Annotated in this window: 16 protein-coding genes; 6 read left to right on the forward strand and 10 right to left on the reverse strand. The window is 62.2% G+C overall.

Going from position 1 to position 13707, the window contains the following annotated elements; genetic code table 11:
• Positions 1-21: 21 nt before the first annotated feature.
• Complete coding sequence (locus BLJAPNOD_RS18070) at positions 22-276, reverse strand: hypothetical protein (RefSeq protein WP_077504028.1); 255 nt, start codon at positions 274-276, stop codon at positions 22-24.
• A gap of 1151 nt (positions 277-1427) precedes the next feature.
• On the opposite strand from BLJAPNOD_RS18070, the gene BLJAPNOD_RS35640 reads away from it, so the two are divergent.
• Both BLJAPNOD_RS35640 and BLJAPNOD_RS18075 read left to right on the forward strand, forming a co-directional pair.
• Positions 1428-1568 (forward strand): hypothetical protein, encoded by a 141-nt coding sequence (locus tag BLJAPNOD_RS35640; RefSeq protein WP_199565959.1) that lies wholly within the window; start codon positions 1428-1430, stop codon positions 1566-1568.
• Between the two features lie 322 nt (positions 1569-1890).
• Positions 1891-2226 (forward strand): MmcQ/YjbR family DNA-binding protein, encoded by a 336-nt coding sequence (locus tag BLJAPNOD_RS18075; RefSeq protein WP_077504029.1) that lies wholly within the window; start codon positions 1891-1893, stop codon positions 2224-2226.
• 44 nt (positions 2227-2270) lie between these two features.
• Here the strand turns inward: BLJAPNOD_RS18075 and BLJAPNOD_RS18080 are convergent, their stop codons facing one another.
• Together BLJAPNOD_RS18080 and BLJAPNOD_RS18085 are read right to left on the reverse strand one after the other, a co-directional pair.
• Entirely contained in the window at positions 2271-2780 is a 510-nt protein-coding gene (locus tag BLJAPNOD_RS18080; RefSeq protein ID WP_115420689.1) for a GNAT family N-acetyltransferase, read from the reverse strand.
• A 108-nt stretch (positions 2781-2888) separates the two neighbouring features.
• Positions 2889-3356 (reverse strand): YcgN family cysteine cluster protein, encoded by a 468-nt coding sequence (locus BLJAPNOD_RS18085; protein ID WP_077504157.1) that lies wholly within the window; start codon positions 3354-3356, stop codon positions 2889-2891.
• A 263-nt stretch (positions 3357-3619) separates the two neighbouring features.
• Here BLJAPNOD_RS18085 and BLJAPNOD_RS18090 point away from each other — a divergent pair, with 263 nt between their 5' ends.
• The 3 genes from BLJAPNOD_RS18090 to BLJAPNOD_RS18100 all read left to right on the forward strand — a co-directional run bounded on the left by BLJAPNOD_RS18090 (position 3620) and on the right by BLJAPNOD_RS18100 (position 7100).
• On the forward strand, positions 3620-5824 hold the full coding sequence (locus BLJAPNOD_RS18090; RefSeq protein ID WP_077504031.1) for a transglycosylase domain-containing protein: 2205 nt from the start codon (positions 3620-3622) through the stop codon (positions 5822-5824).
• Between the two features lie 150 nt (positions 5825-5974).
• On the forward strand, positions 5975-6562 hold the full coding sequence (locus BLJAPNOD_RS18095) for a DUF1214 domain-containing protein (protein ID WP_077504032.1): 588 nt from the start codon (positions 5975-5977) through the stop codon (positions 6560-6562).
• Entirely contained in the window at positions 6555-7100 is a 546-nt protein-coding gene (locus BLJAPNOD_RS18100; protein ID WP_077504033.1) for a DUF1254 domain-containing protein, read from the forward strand. Before BLJAPNOD_RS18095 ends, BLJAPNOD_RS18100 begins: the two co-directional genes overlap by 8 nt.
• Positions 7101-7329: 229 nt before the next feature.
• Here the strand turns inward: BLJAPNOD_RS18100 and BLJAPNOD_RS18105 are convergent, their stop codons facing one another.
• The 3 genes from BLJAPNOD_RS18105 to BLJAPNOD_RS18115 form a co-directional block, all read right to left on the reverse strand.
• Positions 7330-7503: a hypothetical protein gene (locus BLJAPNOD_RS18105; RefSeq protein WP_171986895.1), complete on the reverse strand. Its 174-nt coding sequence runs from the start codon at positions 7501-7503 to the stop codon at positions 7330-7332.
• A 313-nt stretch (positions 7504-7816) separates the two neighbouring features.
• Positions 7817-8101 carry a hypothetical protein gene (locus BLJAPNOD_RS18110; RefSeq protein WP_115420692.1) on the reverse strand — a complete coding sequence of 95 codons (285 nt, stop codon included), beginning with the start codon at positions 8099-8101 and terminating at the stop codon, positions 7817-7819.
• A gap of 156 nt (positions 8102-8257) precedes the next feature.
• Complete coding sequence (locus BLJAPNOD_RS18115) at positions 8258-9001, reverse strand: SH3 domain-containing protein (protein ID WP_077504036.1); 744 nt, start codon at positions 8999-9001, stop codon at positions 8258-8260.
• A 294-nt stretch (positions 9002-9295) separates the two neighbouring features.
• Between BLJAPNOD_RS18115 and BLJAPNOD_RS18120 the strand changes: the two genes are divergently transcribed.
• Complete coding sequence (locus tag BLJAPNOD_RS18120; RefSeq protein WP_115420693.1) at positions 9296-10366, forward strand: DUF2336 domain-containing protein; 1071 nt, start codon at positions 9296-9298, stop codon at positions 10364-10366.
• Positions 10367-10423: 57 nt separating this feature from the next.
• Here the strand turns inward: BLJAPNOD_RS18120 and BLJAPNOD_RS35410 are convergent, their stop codons facing one another.
• The 4 genes from BLJAPNOD_RS35410 to BLJAPNOD_RS18135 all read right to left on the reverse strand — a co-directional run bounded on the left by BLJAPNOD_RS35410 (position 10424) and on the right by BLJAPNOD_RS18135 (position 13679).
• Positions 10424-10600: a hypothetical protein gene (locus BLJAPNOD_RS35410; RefSeq protein WP_158556136.1), complete on the reverse strand. Its 177-nt coding sequence runs from the start codon at positions 10598-10600 to the stop codon at positions 10424-10426.
• A 58-nt stretch (positions 10601-10658) separates the two neighbouring features.
• A complete protein-coding gene (locus BLJAPNOD_RS18125; protein ID WP_077504038.1) occupies positions 10659-11018 on the reverse strand; it encodes a DUF1491 family protein in 360 nt (119 codons plus the stop codon).
• Positions 11019-11164: 146 nt separating this feature from the next.
• A complete protein-coding gene (locus BLJAPNOD_RS18130) occupies positions 11165-12130 on the reverse strand; it encodes a peptidoglycan-binding protein (protein WP_115420694.1) in 966 nt (321 codons plus the stop codon).
• Positions 12102-13679, reverse strand: a complete 1578-nt coding sequence (locus BLJAPNOD_RS18135; RefSeq protein WP_115420695.1) for a HAMP domain-containing sensor histidine kinase — start codon at positions 13677-13679, stop codon at positions 12102-12104. The genes BLJAPNOD_RS18130 and BLJAPNOD_RS18135 overlap by 29 nt, the downstream gene beginning before the upstream one ends.
• Between the last annotated feature and the right edge of the window lie 28 nt (positions 13680-13707).

Genomic DNA, 13707 nt, shown 5'->3' on the forward strand with positions numbered 1-13707 from the left:
CGCAGCGTCGTCACGCGCGAATTACATCGGCACCCTTACGGTTACCTTCTTCGGTCGCCCGCCATTGCCCGGCACAAGCACCGTAATCACGCATTGGCCATCGGAGGTCGGTTGCGCCGAAAGCAGCTCCCCGCCGGTTTCCGAAACGACTTGCTGAGCAGCGGCGCTGCAATCGCCGGCCACACGGACGACAAGGTCCGTGGGCATGCCGACCTCCGGCGGAGCAAAGCCCGCAAGGCCTGCGGCAAGCGCGGCTATGATCACTGGTGAAGACATGAACGCACTTTCGACTTGGGAAGCATCATGGCAAAAGCAATAACGGATAGAGGCTGAATGGCAAATGAATGTCGGCCACCCAGCCGGGCGAACAGCCATCCATGAATGCCGACATCCACGATGAACCGACCGCAGATTGCAACGATTCCCTGAAAGGCGAAACCCGGGAGGGATCAATCCATCGCCTGGCAACAGCCGTGCGAAACTCTAATCCGCGCCGTACGGAAGCGACAACCAGACGAACGCGTCGATGTTCGCGCCTCTCCATATCGATGGTTTTCACCGCCTGTCGACGAAAGGCAATCGATCAGGTCCCAGTTCGGTGAGCCATTCCCTCGGCACGCAAAAAGGCAGGCGGACGCGGTGGGAGGGATACCGCGTCCGCCCGTCGCGCGGCGGCAGCAAAGCGCGCCTGCGCGATGGCATTGCACAAGTATCTCGGGCGATACTGGAAAAGGTCCAGCTTCGGCGGCAATATTAGATCTTGCCTACCCATAGCGGGCGCAACCCCCACCATGAGAATTGCCGAGGCGCAGCCTCTGGTGATCAGTCATTTGTTAAGCCCTTTCTGCTATCATCCGACAATCGGCCAAGGACCAGATGGGCGGAGGCTCCTTCGCTCGCCTTGCGACAGAACTTTAAGTGAGCTCGAATATCCGAGTCCTTTGAATCCCTTGGCCGCACCTCTTCCAAAGTTGAGTCCGGACCCTGCGGGGTTGAGTGAGCGCGGTCAGGAGAAGAGTCCGTTCCCTCCTCTAAGCCTCTGCATTGCCTGACGCCGTAACGCAGGCTGCGGGCGCTCTGGCCCGACAACCTTGTCTCATCTCACATTGCTATCGCGATTTTCGGAATGCGCTCTGAGGTACTCGCTCCCATTGCGGTGTGCTCGATCGCCACCGTCGTGACCGCAAAACGGCGGTGGCGCGACAAGATCGGTTGGCCGAAGGATCACCCCGCCGACTCACACGGCGCCGAAATGGCCCGCCGCTGCCAACCGCCTGAACGCAACTGTGGATCAGCCGAAAATTAATCGATTTAAAGATTTTTAAATCGTTTAAATGACTTAAGCCACTGATTTACAAAGCGTTTACGATGTGAAATTGTCCACCCATCAACTTGTCATGAAATTGCAACAGGCCCGGGAGGATCGGATGCAGACGCTCGTAAAAAACCAGCAGGCATCGCAGCAGTCCAAGGTACCGCAGTCGCTGCTGGACCGTTTCGAAAGCGAATGGCGCGAAATGCGCACTGCCAGCCAGACGACACCGAAGCCCGTTCAGCCGGCTGAATAAGCGCGCTGGTGGGCGAACCCCGCTCGTCGATATTCCAAGACGATCAAGTTTGAAGCCGCCCTCGGTCAACGCCGCGAGCGGCTTTTTTTGTCGAGCGTCGTGGGCACCAAGTGCAGCCCGTGCCTTGAGGCGCTCTCGCGCTCAGTCCGTGATCGGCGGCATGCAACATGCGCACCGAAGCAGCTGCAGGCAGCCCCACAGAGGCTCGATCGCGTCGTCATGTCGCCGCCACGGCACCCTGCAAAACTGCTCCGTCCCGTCTGCCCGTGTGGCGATTTCCCGCCCTTTGGCCAATCGGAAAAACCGTGTTACTCTTTTTTCCATGCTGACCGACGAGATTGAAAAACTGGCGCTAAGCCTGCCGGGAACGGAAGAAAATGCCCATTTCGGCACGCGGGACTTCCGTGTGGGCAAGCGTATTTTCATGTCCCTGCCAGAGGCAGGTCGAGCGGTCTTCAAGTTCACGCCAGACCAACAGCGCATGCTGCTGGAGATGGAGCCAGGCGTCTGCGCCGCGGTACCCGGCGGCTGGGGCGACAAGGGCTGGACCTCGCTCTACTTTGTCGAGGCCGACGAGGATCTCATTCGCCAGTCGATGGAAACCGCATGGCGCAACGTTGCGCCCAAAAGCCTGGTGAAGAAGAACGGCCGCCATTGACGCAACGGGCGTAGAAGCTTCCAGAGCAGCGGGCGGATACCGCCTTAGAGAATATGGTCGAAAAGCTTGACGGGCTTGTCGTGATACTCCGTCTGCGCGAACAGCTGCATTCCCAACTTCTCGACGATCCGGATGGACGCCACATTGGCCGGACTGACGATAGCGGTGACGCGACGCCCGGCGTGATGTTCCCGGGCCCAGCCGAATGCCGCCTGCGCCGCCTCGCTGGCATAGCCGCGTCCCTGCGCCGCGGGCGCGATCGTCCAGCCCGTTTCCATCGTGCCGGTCAGGGCAGGCGAAATCTCGCGGCGCAATTCCTGGAAGCCCATCTGCCCGACGAAACGACCGGAGCTTTTCTCTTCGATCACGAAATAGCCGAAGCCAAAGAACTGCCAGCCGCCCTCCTGACGCAAGAACCGCGTCCACATCTGCTCGCCGGAAAAGGGACCCGGCGCGACGTGCCGAAGGATCTCGGGGTCCAACCACATCTGCTGATAGGGTTCGAAATCCTCCAGCCGCGGTCTGCGGAGAATGAGGCGGTCGGTGCTGATCATTGGGATGCCTGAGAACGATGGAATTCCATCAATCTCTAACCGCTCTCAGCGGCACCTGCAATGGCGCCGCTTTGCGAAACCGATTCCAGCAGAACGACTAACCATCTGTTAACCTGAGCTTTTCTCTCCGACCTCCAGCGGCCAGGTCACGAGGTAATCCTCGTAATCCTCAATGTCGATGCCGTCTTCGGCGACGGTGCGGCCGCGCACGGAAATGCCAGCGGCGTGCACCGTCTCGGCATCACCCGAAAGCAGCGGATGCCACCAATAGAGGTCGCGACCTTCCGCCACCAGCCGATAGCCGCAGGTCGGCGGCAACCAGGTAATCTCGCGCACCGCATCCGGTGTCAGCTGGATGCAATCCGGCACCGTTGCCTGACGGTTGGGATAGTCCTTACACCGACAGCTCTCGCCGTCGAGCAACGTGCAGCGGATCGAGGTCCAGGCGATCTCCGCCGTCTCCCAGTCTTCGAGCTTGTTGAGACAACAGAGTCCACAGCCGTCGCAGAGGCTTTCCCACTCCGCGTCATTCATCTCGTCGAGGCTCTTCGCCTTCCAGAAAGGCATTTCGCCCATCATCATCACACTTTCGTCAAATCGGTCGCGCTACTGAGCCGCACGTCTTATCAGACGTGCTCGGGGCGCAGTAGCGATTTGAGTTGCTGCATGTTTCCTTGGATCGCTGAACGGCCAAGGGAAACGCGCAGGAGAGAAATTTCGCAGAAAATTGCCGGTTTTTTAAGGCCACCGGCGCGATATGCAAGTAGAGTGAAATTTGGCGCCGTGCAAATATCGCGGGGCGCCGGCATGATGCCAAAAGCCTTCAGGACGTTGCGACCGTGCGGGAACCGAGGAAAGACGATAACCGGCCGAAGAAACGGCACATCTTTCTGAGGATCGATTCCTGGATCGATTCGACAGTCTGGAATGCCGGGTTCAAACTCTCGCAATGGTGGGAAGATACCACGATTTTCTTCCGCCGCTTCCGCGTCACCGGCTGGAAGAAAGTGGTCTTCGAGGTGCTCGGCGAAGGCATGACCTGGGGCACGGCCGGCTCGGTGCTGATGCTGGCTCTGGCGCTTCCGGCTTTCGAAGAAACCAAGGGCAACTGGCGCGCGCAAAGCGATTTCGCCGTCACATTCCTCGATCGCTACGGCAACGAAATCGGCCATCGCGGCATCATCCACGAAGACTCCGTCCCGATCGACGAGCTGCCGGATCATCTGATCAAGGCGGTGCTTGCGACGGAAGACCGACGCTTCTTCGACCATTACGGCATCGATTTTCTCGGGCTCGCCCGCGCTATGACCGAGAACGCGCGTGCCGGTGGCGTCGTTCAGGGTGGATCGACCCTGACCCAGCAGCTCGCCAAGAACCTGTTCCTGTCGAACGAGCGCACCATCGAGCGCAAGATCAAGGAAGCGTTCCTGGCGATCTGGCTCGAATCCAACCTGTCGAAGAAAGAGATCCTGCGGCTCTATCTCGACCGCGCCTATATGGGCGGCGGTACGTTCGGCGCGGCCGCCGCGGCACAGTTCTATTTCGGCAAGGCAATCACCGACGTCAACCTGGCGGAATCCGCCATGCTCGCCGGCCTGTTCAAGGCGCCGGCGCGTTACGCGCCGCACGTCAACCTGCCGGCCGCCCGCGGCCGCGCCAACGAAGTTCTGACGAACCTCGTCCAGGGCGGGTTGATGACCGAGGGACAGGTGATTGCCGCACGTCTCAACCCGGCAACGGTCATCGATCGCGCCCAGGTCAAGGCGCCCGACTTCTTCCTCGACTGGGCCTTCGACGAGGTGCAGCGCATCGCCCGGCCGTTTGCCCAGCATTCGCTGATCGTGCGCACCACCATCGACATGGGGCTGCAGAACGCGGCCGAGGATTCGGTCGAGTCCAGCCTCCGCCAATACGGCGAGAGCTTCCATGTGAAGCAGGGCGCGCTTGTGATGGTCGAAAACGGCGGCCCAGTCCGGGCGATGGTCGGCGGCCGCGACTATGGCGAGAGCCAGTTCAACCGTGCCACACGGGCGCTGCGCCAGCCAGGCTCGTCCTTCAAGGTCTACACCTACGCGGCCGCGATGGAAAAAGGCATGACGCCGGAGACCATCGTTGTCGATGCGCCGATCACCTGGCGCGGCTGGTCGCCGCAGAACTATGGCCGCAGCTATGCCGGTCGCATCACCATCCTGACGGCGATTGCCAAGTCGATCAACACGATCCCTGTGCGTCTCGCGAAAGACAAGCTCGGCACCGACCTGATCGTGCAGACAGCCAAGGCCATGGGCATCGAAACGCCGCTTCGCGCCGACAAGACGATGCCGCTCGGCACCTCGGAAGTAACCGTGCTCGACCAGGCGACCGCCTATGCCGTGTTCCCGGCAGGCGGCCTGCAATCGCGCCGGCACGGCATCAGCCAGATCCTGAACTACGACGGCGACATCCTCTACGATTTTTCCCGCGACGAACCGCCGGCCAAACGCATCCTGTCCGAGCAAGCCAACGCATCGATGAACTCGATGCTGACGCAGATCCCGGTGATCGGCACGGCCCGCAAGGCAGCACTCGACAACGGCATAGTCACGGGCGGAAAGACCGGCACGACCCAGGCCTACCGCGATGCCTGGTTCGTCGGCTTCACCGGCGATTATACGACCGCGGTCTGGTTCGGGAACGACGACTATACCTCCACCAACAACATGACCGGCGGGTCATTGCCGGCCATGACCTTCAAGAGGCTGATGGACTACGCCGAACAGGGGATCGACCACCGCCAGATTCCGGGAATAACCAATCCCGCGCCTGCCCCGAGCAAGCAACCACAGGTCGCCAACGCCAAGCCGGATGAAAATGCCCTGCCTCCACTTGTGCGGCCGCGCTCTCTTTCGGCGGATGTCACGCGCTTGCTGCGTTCTGTGGGCGAAACCTTCGAGAAAGCTCCCGCCTTGAAGGCGCCAGAGAAGAATGGCGGCAAGGTGGCCGTCCTCGGCGCCACCGACGGTGGATCTCCCCAAGAGGGTCTCCCGAATGCCGCCAGCAACTGAACGCGCTCGAAACCTTGATGTGAGAGACCGGATCGATGCTGGTTGCCAGATCGGCACAATGATCGCCGTTGCGTCGCGCGCTCGTATGGGCGAGACATGGGCAGCGCTGCGCCGTGCGGCGACGCATAACCATATTCGATAGAGCCGCCATTGTTCCGAATTCCCCTCCTCGTCGCCCTTGCCCTTGCCATCGCCTTCGGCGGCGGCATCGCGTCGGCCGTCTGGGCGCTGAAGGCGACGGTCGGTTTCGGTGCCATATCGATCGGTCCGTGGGTTGCCTTTCCCGAGGCACAGACCGAGAAGGCCGACCCCTATGCCAAGGCGCACCGCGCCCGGGCCGGCGAACTGCTCTACGGTGGCGCCGAAGGCCTGATGTTCATGGCACAGGTCGATGACAAGGGAGACAAGCTTTCGTCGGCCTGCTCCTACGATGTCTCGGGGATGACGCCGCAAGCACGGTTCTGGACGCTCTATGCTGCGAATGCCGACGGCGTCCCGTTGCGCCCCGGCTCGGATCTGCCCTGGGCCATCAATTCATGGACGGTGCTGCGCGCCGAAGACAGTTCTTTCAGCATTCATGTCTCGCCGAACGCCAAGCCGGACAACTGGGTGGCATTGCGGCATGCGGGGACCTTCCGGCTCGTCCTGACGCTGCTCGACACCCCGACCGCCGGCTCCTCCGGCCTCATCGATCTCGCGATGCCAAAGATCGTGAAAACGGGATGCGGCGATGCGTAGTGTTCTGTTCGCTTCCATCCTCGGCCTCGTCGGCGCGGCACTGCTGCATATCGTCATCGTGCTGGTGCTCCCGCAGTTTACCGGTCGCGACGCCTATACGCGTGTGCTCGGCCTGCTCGAGATGGACAGCTTCTTTTCCTTGACGAGTACACCCGGGCCGACGGGCCTCAGCAATGACGACCCTTACCTGCGCACGGCGGTCTGCAGCTTTTCCATCGCCGATGGACCGGCGCGTTTCCTCGCCAGCGGCTCCGTTCCCTTCTGGTCGCTCGCCGTTTTCGATAGCAGCTCCAACGAAGTCTTCAGCATGAACGACCATACCGCCGTCAACGGCAGGCTGGATCTTGTGGTCGCGACGCCGATCCAGTTGGTGGAACTGCGCAAGGCACCGCCGCAAGCCCTGGCGCAATCGATCATGGTGGAGATGAAGGAAGAGGATGGCTATGCGGTGCTGCGCGCCATGGCGCCGCTCGACAGCTTTGAAGACCAAGTGCGGAATTTCCTGGCGGAATCAAGGTGCGAGCCCTTCCGGCGCTGACGCATGTCGCGCAAAAACAAAGAGCTTAAATCGCCACAAGCAAACCGGGGCGATCACGCATCGAGCCGTGTAACCTGATGGTCAGAAGATCCAACCTTCAGCCCCGCCGTTTTTCGTGAGGAGGTCGTGAAGAAGATGATCGCGTCCGCAAAGACGGAGCGTTGTCGGCACGAACAAAGCCGTGCTTAGGCCGGCCGATGGGACCGACACCTGGGCGGTCGCTAGAAGCCTACTGCTTTTTGATCCGACGTCCGTCAGGCGCGGTTGGCTGCGGGTCGCGGCCGTCGAGGCGCTCGTAGCGGATGCCGGTAAACAAAAGCACTTTTGCTCCGCCCGATATGGCCGGAGGCCTGCGTGGTGGCATTTGGACCTTGCGGTCCTCAATTCTGATCACGTCTGCCATGCTCGTCTCCATAAAGGCTTGAGACGGATGAACTACCGTACAGATTTCACCCTGCCCTTTCGGGGCCAGCGCATTTTCCCGGGCTTAGCCCGGACAGGCGCGCTTTTCTCATCTTCTCCTTCTTCCGGTCACCCGGAGGTTGCGGCTTGCTCGAGTGGTACAGACCAATCATAGACGGTCCGCTTCGATTGAGCCATAGGCTGGTTAACAGATGGTTAACGCCGCATCTGCACCCCGAACCTAAGGGCAGTATGTCCCCCGGAAAAACAAAACACTGTATCCGGGGTAACAGCTTTGGGCGGACGGGGAACGGCTAGCGCCTGGACAACAGGCCGAAGAGGAACGAAACACCGGCAACGGTCAGAAGCGTCGAAATCGGCTCTTCGCGGACGCGCTCGCGCACCCGATCCGTCATCAATTCCGCTTCACCTTGCACCACTGCCTTGGCACCAGTGCCGATCGCCGAAACGGTTTCGGTCAGTCGGCTAATCTCAGCGCGCAACTCCGCAATCTGCGCCTCCAGCTCGACCCGGGCAGCCGATGTTTCCACTTCACTTTCGACCGTGTCAGCCACCGCCTGCAGTTTCTTTTCTACCATTGCAACGCTCCTTCTCTTGCCCGCTTTCAACGCATCGCGACAACAATGGTTCCGACGACAAGCCGTGAAAACCCGAACGGAAACGAAAACGGGCGACCCAAGGGCCGCCCGTCCGAAAGCTGGGGCAAAATCGCCCGCCGCTCTTCATCTCGCGCATCATTCTACGCAGGATGGGTCCATCGCCTGGCATCGAATGAGCGGTTCTGGGCGCGCGCCGCCATAACCATCCTCGAAATCCTCGCGAACACGGGTGCCGTCGCGATCGCGGCGACGCTCCCATTCGCGGCGGCTGTCGCCGCCTGCCTGGTCGTCCCAGCGCTCGCCGTCCCTGCGGTTGCGCTCCCAGTTCTGGCGATCTCGATCCCGTTCGCGCTGTTCGCGCGCCTGGTCGCGCGTCCACTCGCGCTCCTGCCGGGCGCGGTCGCGTTCCCAGTCGCGGCGATCACGGTCGCGTTGACGCTCCCAGTCCCGCGGGCGACGGTTGTCGTCGACCCAATCCGGCCCACGGCGCCAGCGGTCACGGTCGCGATAGAAGTCACGGCCGCGATAGTTGCGGTCCCAGTAGCGATCGAATTGGAAGACCACCGTCGGGATACCGAGCGGGCGGTAATATTGCGGTTCGACATAGACCCTGTTGCGGCGATAGTTCGCCTGCACATAGCGCCCTGCTACCCAGCCGCGGCCGCCATAAAAGGAAACGTCGCACCAGGGCAGATCGGCAAGGCATCCGTGGATTTCAACGGACTCGCCGGCGGGGATCATCGACACGGCAGGGTAGCGCGTGCTTGGTCCGGATCGCATATTGACGTTGGCGGTTGCAAATCCCTCTGCCGCCTCGGCGATCGCCGGCGCCAACAAAAGCGCGCATATGGCCGCCGCGCGCAACACTATTTTCTTCACAGTAAGCTGTCTCCCATCGGAAGGCCCCTCTTCACTAAGCCTTCTTGCGTCGGCGGGCGTCCGGAACCCTTCACCGTCACCGCGATCACTTAAAGCCGCTTGTGGATTTTTTAAGGCTGGAGGCGATCGAACCCACAGCAAGCAGGGCTTTACGGCAGAAACCGTACAAAACCGTCGAGGGCTTGCGCGCCGCAAGCCTGAATAAAGCCCCAACGTCCATAGTTAACAGTGCGCTAACGCTTTTCTTTTATTTTTAGTGACGTGTGCCGTTCCGGGTCGCCGGCGAGGGCAATCATGTTTTGCGTGCAAGGATTTACCGTGACGGATCGCTTTCGTGAGTTGGAAAGGCCACAGACGGGCCGCTTGAAGGACGTCGTCCTGATGGCAACCGTCAGCGGTTTCGAAAGCCTGCGGATCCCGCGCAAGTCCGACATGAAGCAGTTTTCCGAATTGTTCGAACCCCTGTTCCTCGGCTCCAGCAGCGAAGCGCGCCGTCAGGCCGCCGCCGCGCTGTCGCAATGCCCCCATGTTCCAGAGCCGGTCGCAGCTTTGATCGGCAGCATGCCGATCTCGATCGCCGCCATTTTCCTGACCCGCTCGCAAGCGCTTTCGGATCGAACGCTCATCGGCGTCATCCGCCAGCAGAGCCCGGCGCATGCCAGCGCCATCGCCCGGCGCGCCGCCCTGTCCCCGTCCGTCATCGATGCCCTGGTCGAACACCACAACCCCGCCGGCCTTTCCGCCCGTCCCGACGTGCAGCAGCGACCGGTCACGGCGCCCTCAGCTTCGGCCGAGCCGGATGCCGACGCCCAGGCGGATCGGACCGCGCGCGAGGAGAGCTTGCGCGCCGAGATCAAGGCGCTTGCGCGTGCCGGCGCGCGCGAAGTCGCGTCGACCATCGTACCGATCAGCGGGCTGCACAGCGCTCTCTTGGTGCGTTTTGCACGGAGCGGTGAGATCATCCTGTTCTCGCGCGCGCTGGCGACGGCGCTCGATGCCGGCGGCCCGCTGGTCGAGCGTATTCTTCTCGACGTTTCCGGGCAGCAGCTGGCAACGAGCCTGATTGCCCTTTCGCTGCCGACCGACGACCTCATCTTCGTCCTGCAATCGCTCTATCCGCATCTCGCCGAGCGCATCGGCGGGGTCAGCCGCGCGGAAGCCTTGACCGCCACCATGGACCCGAAGTCAAGCAGAGAGCGGCTTGACGCCTGGCTCCAGTCGGACGCGCGGGACGAGGCGCCCACAGCACGGCACCAGGCCTATCTTGCCGACGACCATGCCAATCATGCGCGGCAACCGGCTATTCGAAAGGTCGCTGGCGCTGTCGGCAGCGCCAAGCCGCAGCGGGTCTTCGGCCGCCGGTAAGCCGTGGCCACGACCGTTTGCGAATAGCCCCGCCATTAGCCCCCAGCGTAGTAAACCTCAGAGCTTTTGTTTCATCGCCTCCGCGATCCAGCTCCATTCGCGCCCAGCCTGATTGGAAGCCGCCTCGCCTTGCAGGATCGCCATCAGCTCCTGATAGCGCACCGAGCGCGCGTGGTATTTCCGATAATGCGTGAGTTGCCAATCGAGGAAGGTCCTGTCCGGTTCCTTCTTCATTGCGCGTGCTGATCGTTCCAGCCAATCCTCGGCGATCTCAGCAGCTCTCACGGATGTTTCAAGAGCGGCGCGCGCCCTCTTCCGGCACGACGTCGAACAGATCGGCGCGATCATCCAGTTCGATCTCGATGATCCAGCAATCCGGATCGAACCGGATTTCGCGAGAGAGTGCGCCGTCAACCTCATCACCATCGCGATCCTTCAGCCGGATCTCGAACTTGCGACCGATATCGGCCTCGTCCTCGAAGAAATTCTGCGGCGCCGGCGCAAACAGCGTCTCGGTCCCCATGCGCGTACGCTGGCGGATGAAGATGGCGCCGGCGTCTTCTGCCCCTTTGCGCAAGACGGCGGCATAGCCCCCCAGCGCGAAGGCGCGGCGCAGCAAGGCGGAGACGAAGATGTGGGACTTGAGGCGCATCGAGATGCCTGTACACGGGGCGAGCCAGCCATGCAAATCGGTGGCGGCGACAAGAAAGCATTGCGGCCTTCGCGATGGTCGATACCAACACTACGCCGTCACGCGTCAAACATGATGGATCGGAGACGAAACCGTGAGAAGACGCCTCAAAGCGCGCCGATCTCCTTGAGCTTCTTCAGCACTTTTGGATTGGGCTCGCCCGTCTGCGGCAGGCGATAATGCTTCTCGAAATGGCGGATCGCTGCGCGCGTCTGATCGCCCGCGACGCCATCAACGACGATGTCGGCATAGGCGAGATTGCTCAAGCCCTTCTGGATATTCAAAACCAGTTCGCTCGACACCGGGATCTCCGCGCGAGGGATGAGCATCTTGTCGGTCTCGGCCGAACGGATGGCGGCCGCCACCGGATCGACATCGGCCACGGCGCGCTTCGGATCGGCATAGGGCCGGCTTGCGGGCATCGCCGCGGCCACCTTCTGACCGGACGTGGCGCGCAGCGCGCGCAGCAGCTCGGCGCTCGCAGTCCCCGTCTCGGTGCGCCCGACCTGCTTTTCAAACCGCAGGATCGCGGCCGACGTGCGCGGGCCCGGGCGCCCATCCGGCACACCATCGTAAAGGCCGATGCGGTTCAGTTCCTTCTGGACGTCGGCGACCAGCGGCGAAGCGGATGTGTCCGGCACGGAGGCGACCCGCTCGGGCGTCGGCTTTTCGAGCGGCGCTTCGGATGAGGCGCCTGCAATCACGTCTTCGACGCTCTCCGCTTCTTTGTCGCCCTCGCGCTTGATGACGAAGGTGGTGACATTGCGCGGCTCGATCTCGGCGCCCTTGGCGACGGCGATGCGCTCTGCCGTCTCTGGGCTGACAAGCGGCACGCGAGTGCGAAGCAGAGGTGATGGATGTGAGCCTTGCTGATACCACATGGCGTTGGCGGCAACGAACGAAAACACAACGGCAAAGGCAGCTGTACCGCCGGCGCTCAAGGGGTGGCGGGCGACCAGCCGGCCGGCAAGCGCAGCACCTCGGCCGGCGAGAGCCAACCCACGCATGGCAAGGCCTGGCGCGGGACGCGCCGCCTTCTTGCGTTCAGGCTGTTTTCGCTTGCGCGGCGCCATATCCCCGTTCCTCGTTCGAACCCGTCCTTTCGAATCGGTCGCCATCGGCAACCGCCTGCGTGTCGTTATCTCTCAGCCGCGGCGGAAATTCGACAGTCACGGCCGAGCGCTGTTCTTCGCGGTTGGCCTCGACGATGCCGGAGCCGTCACAAGGCAGCGTAACGGTAATCACCGTGCCTTCGCGTTCACGGCTACGGATCGCAATCTCGCCGCCGTGAAGCGCCACAAGCCCCTTGACCAGCGACAGACCGAGGCCGGTGCCCTCATAGCGGCGGGTGTAGTCGTTCTGGATCTGGACGAAGGGTTGCCCCAACATCTGCAATTTGTCGGCGGCGATACCGATACCCGTGTCGCTGACGGTCAGCTTCAGGGACGGACCGTCAAGCTCGGCGTCGATCGTCACCATGCCGCCCTGATCGGTGAACTTGATGGCGTTTCCGACGAGATTGATCAGAACCTGCTGGAAGGCACGCTGGTCGGCATTGATCTCGCCGACGCTGCGGGTCACGCGGCTTGCCAACTTGACGCCCTTCTCCTGCGCCTGATGCGACAGCATTGCTTCGCAGGCGGAGACCGCTTCGACCACGCGGAAGGGTTCAGGAACCAGTTCGTAGCGGCCCGCCTCGATCTTGCTCATGTCGAGCATGGTGTTGACGACGGACAGAAGGTGTTCGCCCGACTGGTGGATCAGGCTGACATATTCGCGCTGGCGGTCGTTCTCCAGACGGCCGAAGTATTCGCCGGTCAAGACGTCGGAGAAGCCGAGGATGGCGTTGAGCGGCGTGCGCAGTTCATGGCTGACGGCGGCAAGGAAACGGGTCTTGGCATCGTTGGCCGATTCCGCTTCCGCCGTTCTCGCCGCCGCTTCGGCGCGCAGCCGCGCTTCCTGCGAGACATCGCGCGACTGTGCAAGGATCGCCTTCAGATCGCCGTTGCGATCGAGAAGCGGTGCGAGCTCGCAGCACATATGAACGAATTGTTCGCCTTCCGTCGGCTGCGAACGACGCTCGATGCGAATGTTGACGGTCGCCCGCTCGCCGCCCTGACGCAGAATGTCGATCGCGCTCAGGAACGTGATTCGGTCGGAGACATGGATCTGCTCGATGAAGCCGCGGCCAGCCGGGTCGCGCATCAGCGTCAAATGCTCGGCGGCGTCGCGGCCATGCACGGAGAGAACATTGCCACGCAGGTCGTGCACGGTGACGAGACCGGCGAAAAGGTCGTAGGCGGCTGAAAGATCAGGAAGCTCGTATGTCGCCGCATCGAGATCAAGCGCTTCGGCACCTTGCTTGCCACGCCCACGCGCAATGGCAGCCGCAGCCGCCAGCAGCGAGGCAGACGCCCACAGTGCAGTGCCGAGCGGCAATGCGGAGGAAACGGGCATGGCGAGCGCGAGTGCAAGCGGGACTGCCGGAAGCGTGGTCAGGGACACTGCAGCCACCGTGCGCAGACGCCTGAGGTCTCGGCGGCCGACGGCGGAGCCGGCCTCGCGGCGGGGCAGCCATAGGGCAGCGGCCTCGTCCACGCGGGACGTCCATCTGCCAACCATGTCACGCAATACGCTCACGCCTTACCCT

It is taken from the genome of Ensifer sp. M14 (genome assembly GCF_003355565.1).
In the GTDB taxonomy this organism is placed as follows: Bacteria; Pseudomonadota; Alphaproteobacteria; order Rhizobiales; family Rhizobiaceae; genus Ensifer.

Bases quoted from the DNA above. Each gene is read 5' to 3' on its own strand.
- BLJAPNOD_RS18130 (WP_115420694.1), bottom strand. From the start codon at position 12,130: ATGGCGCCGCGCAAGCGAAAACAGCCTGAACGCAAGAAGGCGGCGCGT.
- BLJAPNOD_RS18135 (WP_115420695.1), bottom strand. From the start codon at position 13,679: ATGGTTGGCAGATGGACGTCCCGCGTGGACGAGGCCGCTGCCCTATGG.
- BLJAPNOD_RS18125 (WP_077504038.1), bottom strand. From the start codon at position 11,018: ATGCGCCTCAAGTCCCACATCTTCGTCTCCGCCTTGCTGCGCCGCGCC.
- BLJAPNOD_RS18120 (WP_115420693.1), top strand. From the start codon at position 9,296: ATGTTTTGCGTGCAAGGATTTACCGTGACGGATCGCTTTCGTGAGTTG.
- BLJAPNOD_RS18105 (WP_171986895.1), bottom strand. From the start codon at position 7,503: ATGGCAGACGTGATCAGAATTGAGGACCGCAAGGTCCAAATGCCACCA.
- BLJAPNOD_RS18100 (WP_077504033.1), top strand. From the start codon at position 6,555: ATGCGTAGTGTTCTGTTCGCTTCCATCCTCGGCCTCGTCGGCGCGGCA.
- BLJAPNOD_RS35410 (WP_158556136.1), bottom strand. From the start codon at position 10,600: ATGAAGAAGGAACCGGACAGGACCTTCCTCGATTGGCAACTCACGCAT.
- BLJAPNOD_RS18085 (WP_077504157.1), bottom strand. From the start codon at position 3,356: ATGGGCGAAATGCCTTTCTGGAAGGCGAAGAGCCTCGACGAGATGAAT.
- BLJAPNOD_RS18070 (WP_077504028.1), bottom strand. From the start codon at position 276: ATGTCTTCACCAGTGATCATAGCCGCGCTTGCCGCAGGCCTTGCGGGC.
- BLJAPNOD_RS18110 (WP_115420692.1), bottom strand. From the start codon at position 8,101: ATGGTAGAAAAGAAACTGCAGGCGGTGGCTGACACGGTCGAAAGTGAA.
- BLJAPNOD_RS18080 (WP_115420689.1), bottom strand. From the start codon at position 2,780: ATGATCAGCACCGACCGCCTCATTCTCCGCAGACCGCGGCTGGAGGAT.
- BLJAPNOD_RS18075 (WP_077504029.1), top strand. From the start codon at position 1,891: ATGCTGACCGACGAGATTGAAAAACTGGCGCTAAGCCTGCCGGGAACG.
- BLJAPNOD_RS35640 (WP_199565959.1), top strand. From the start codon at position 1,428: ATGCAGACGCTCGTAAAAAACCAGCAGGCATCGCAGCAGTCCAAGGTA.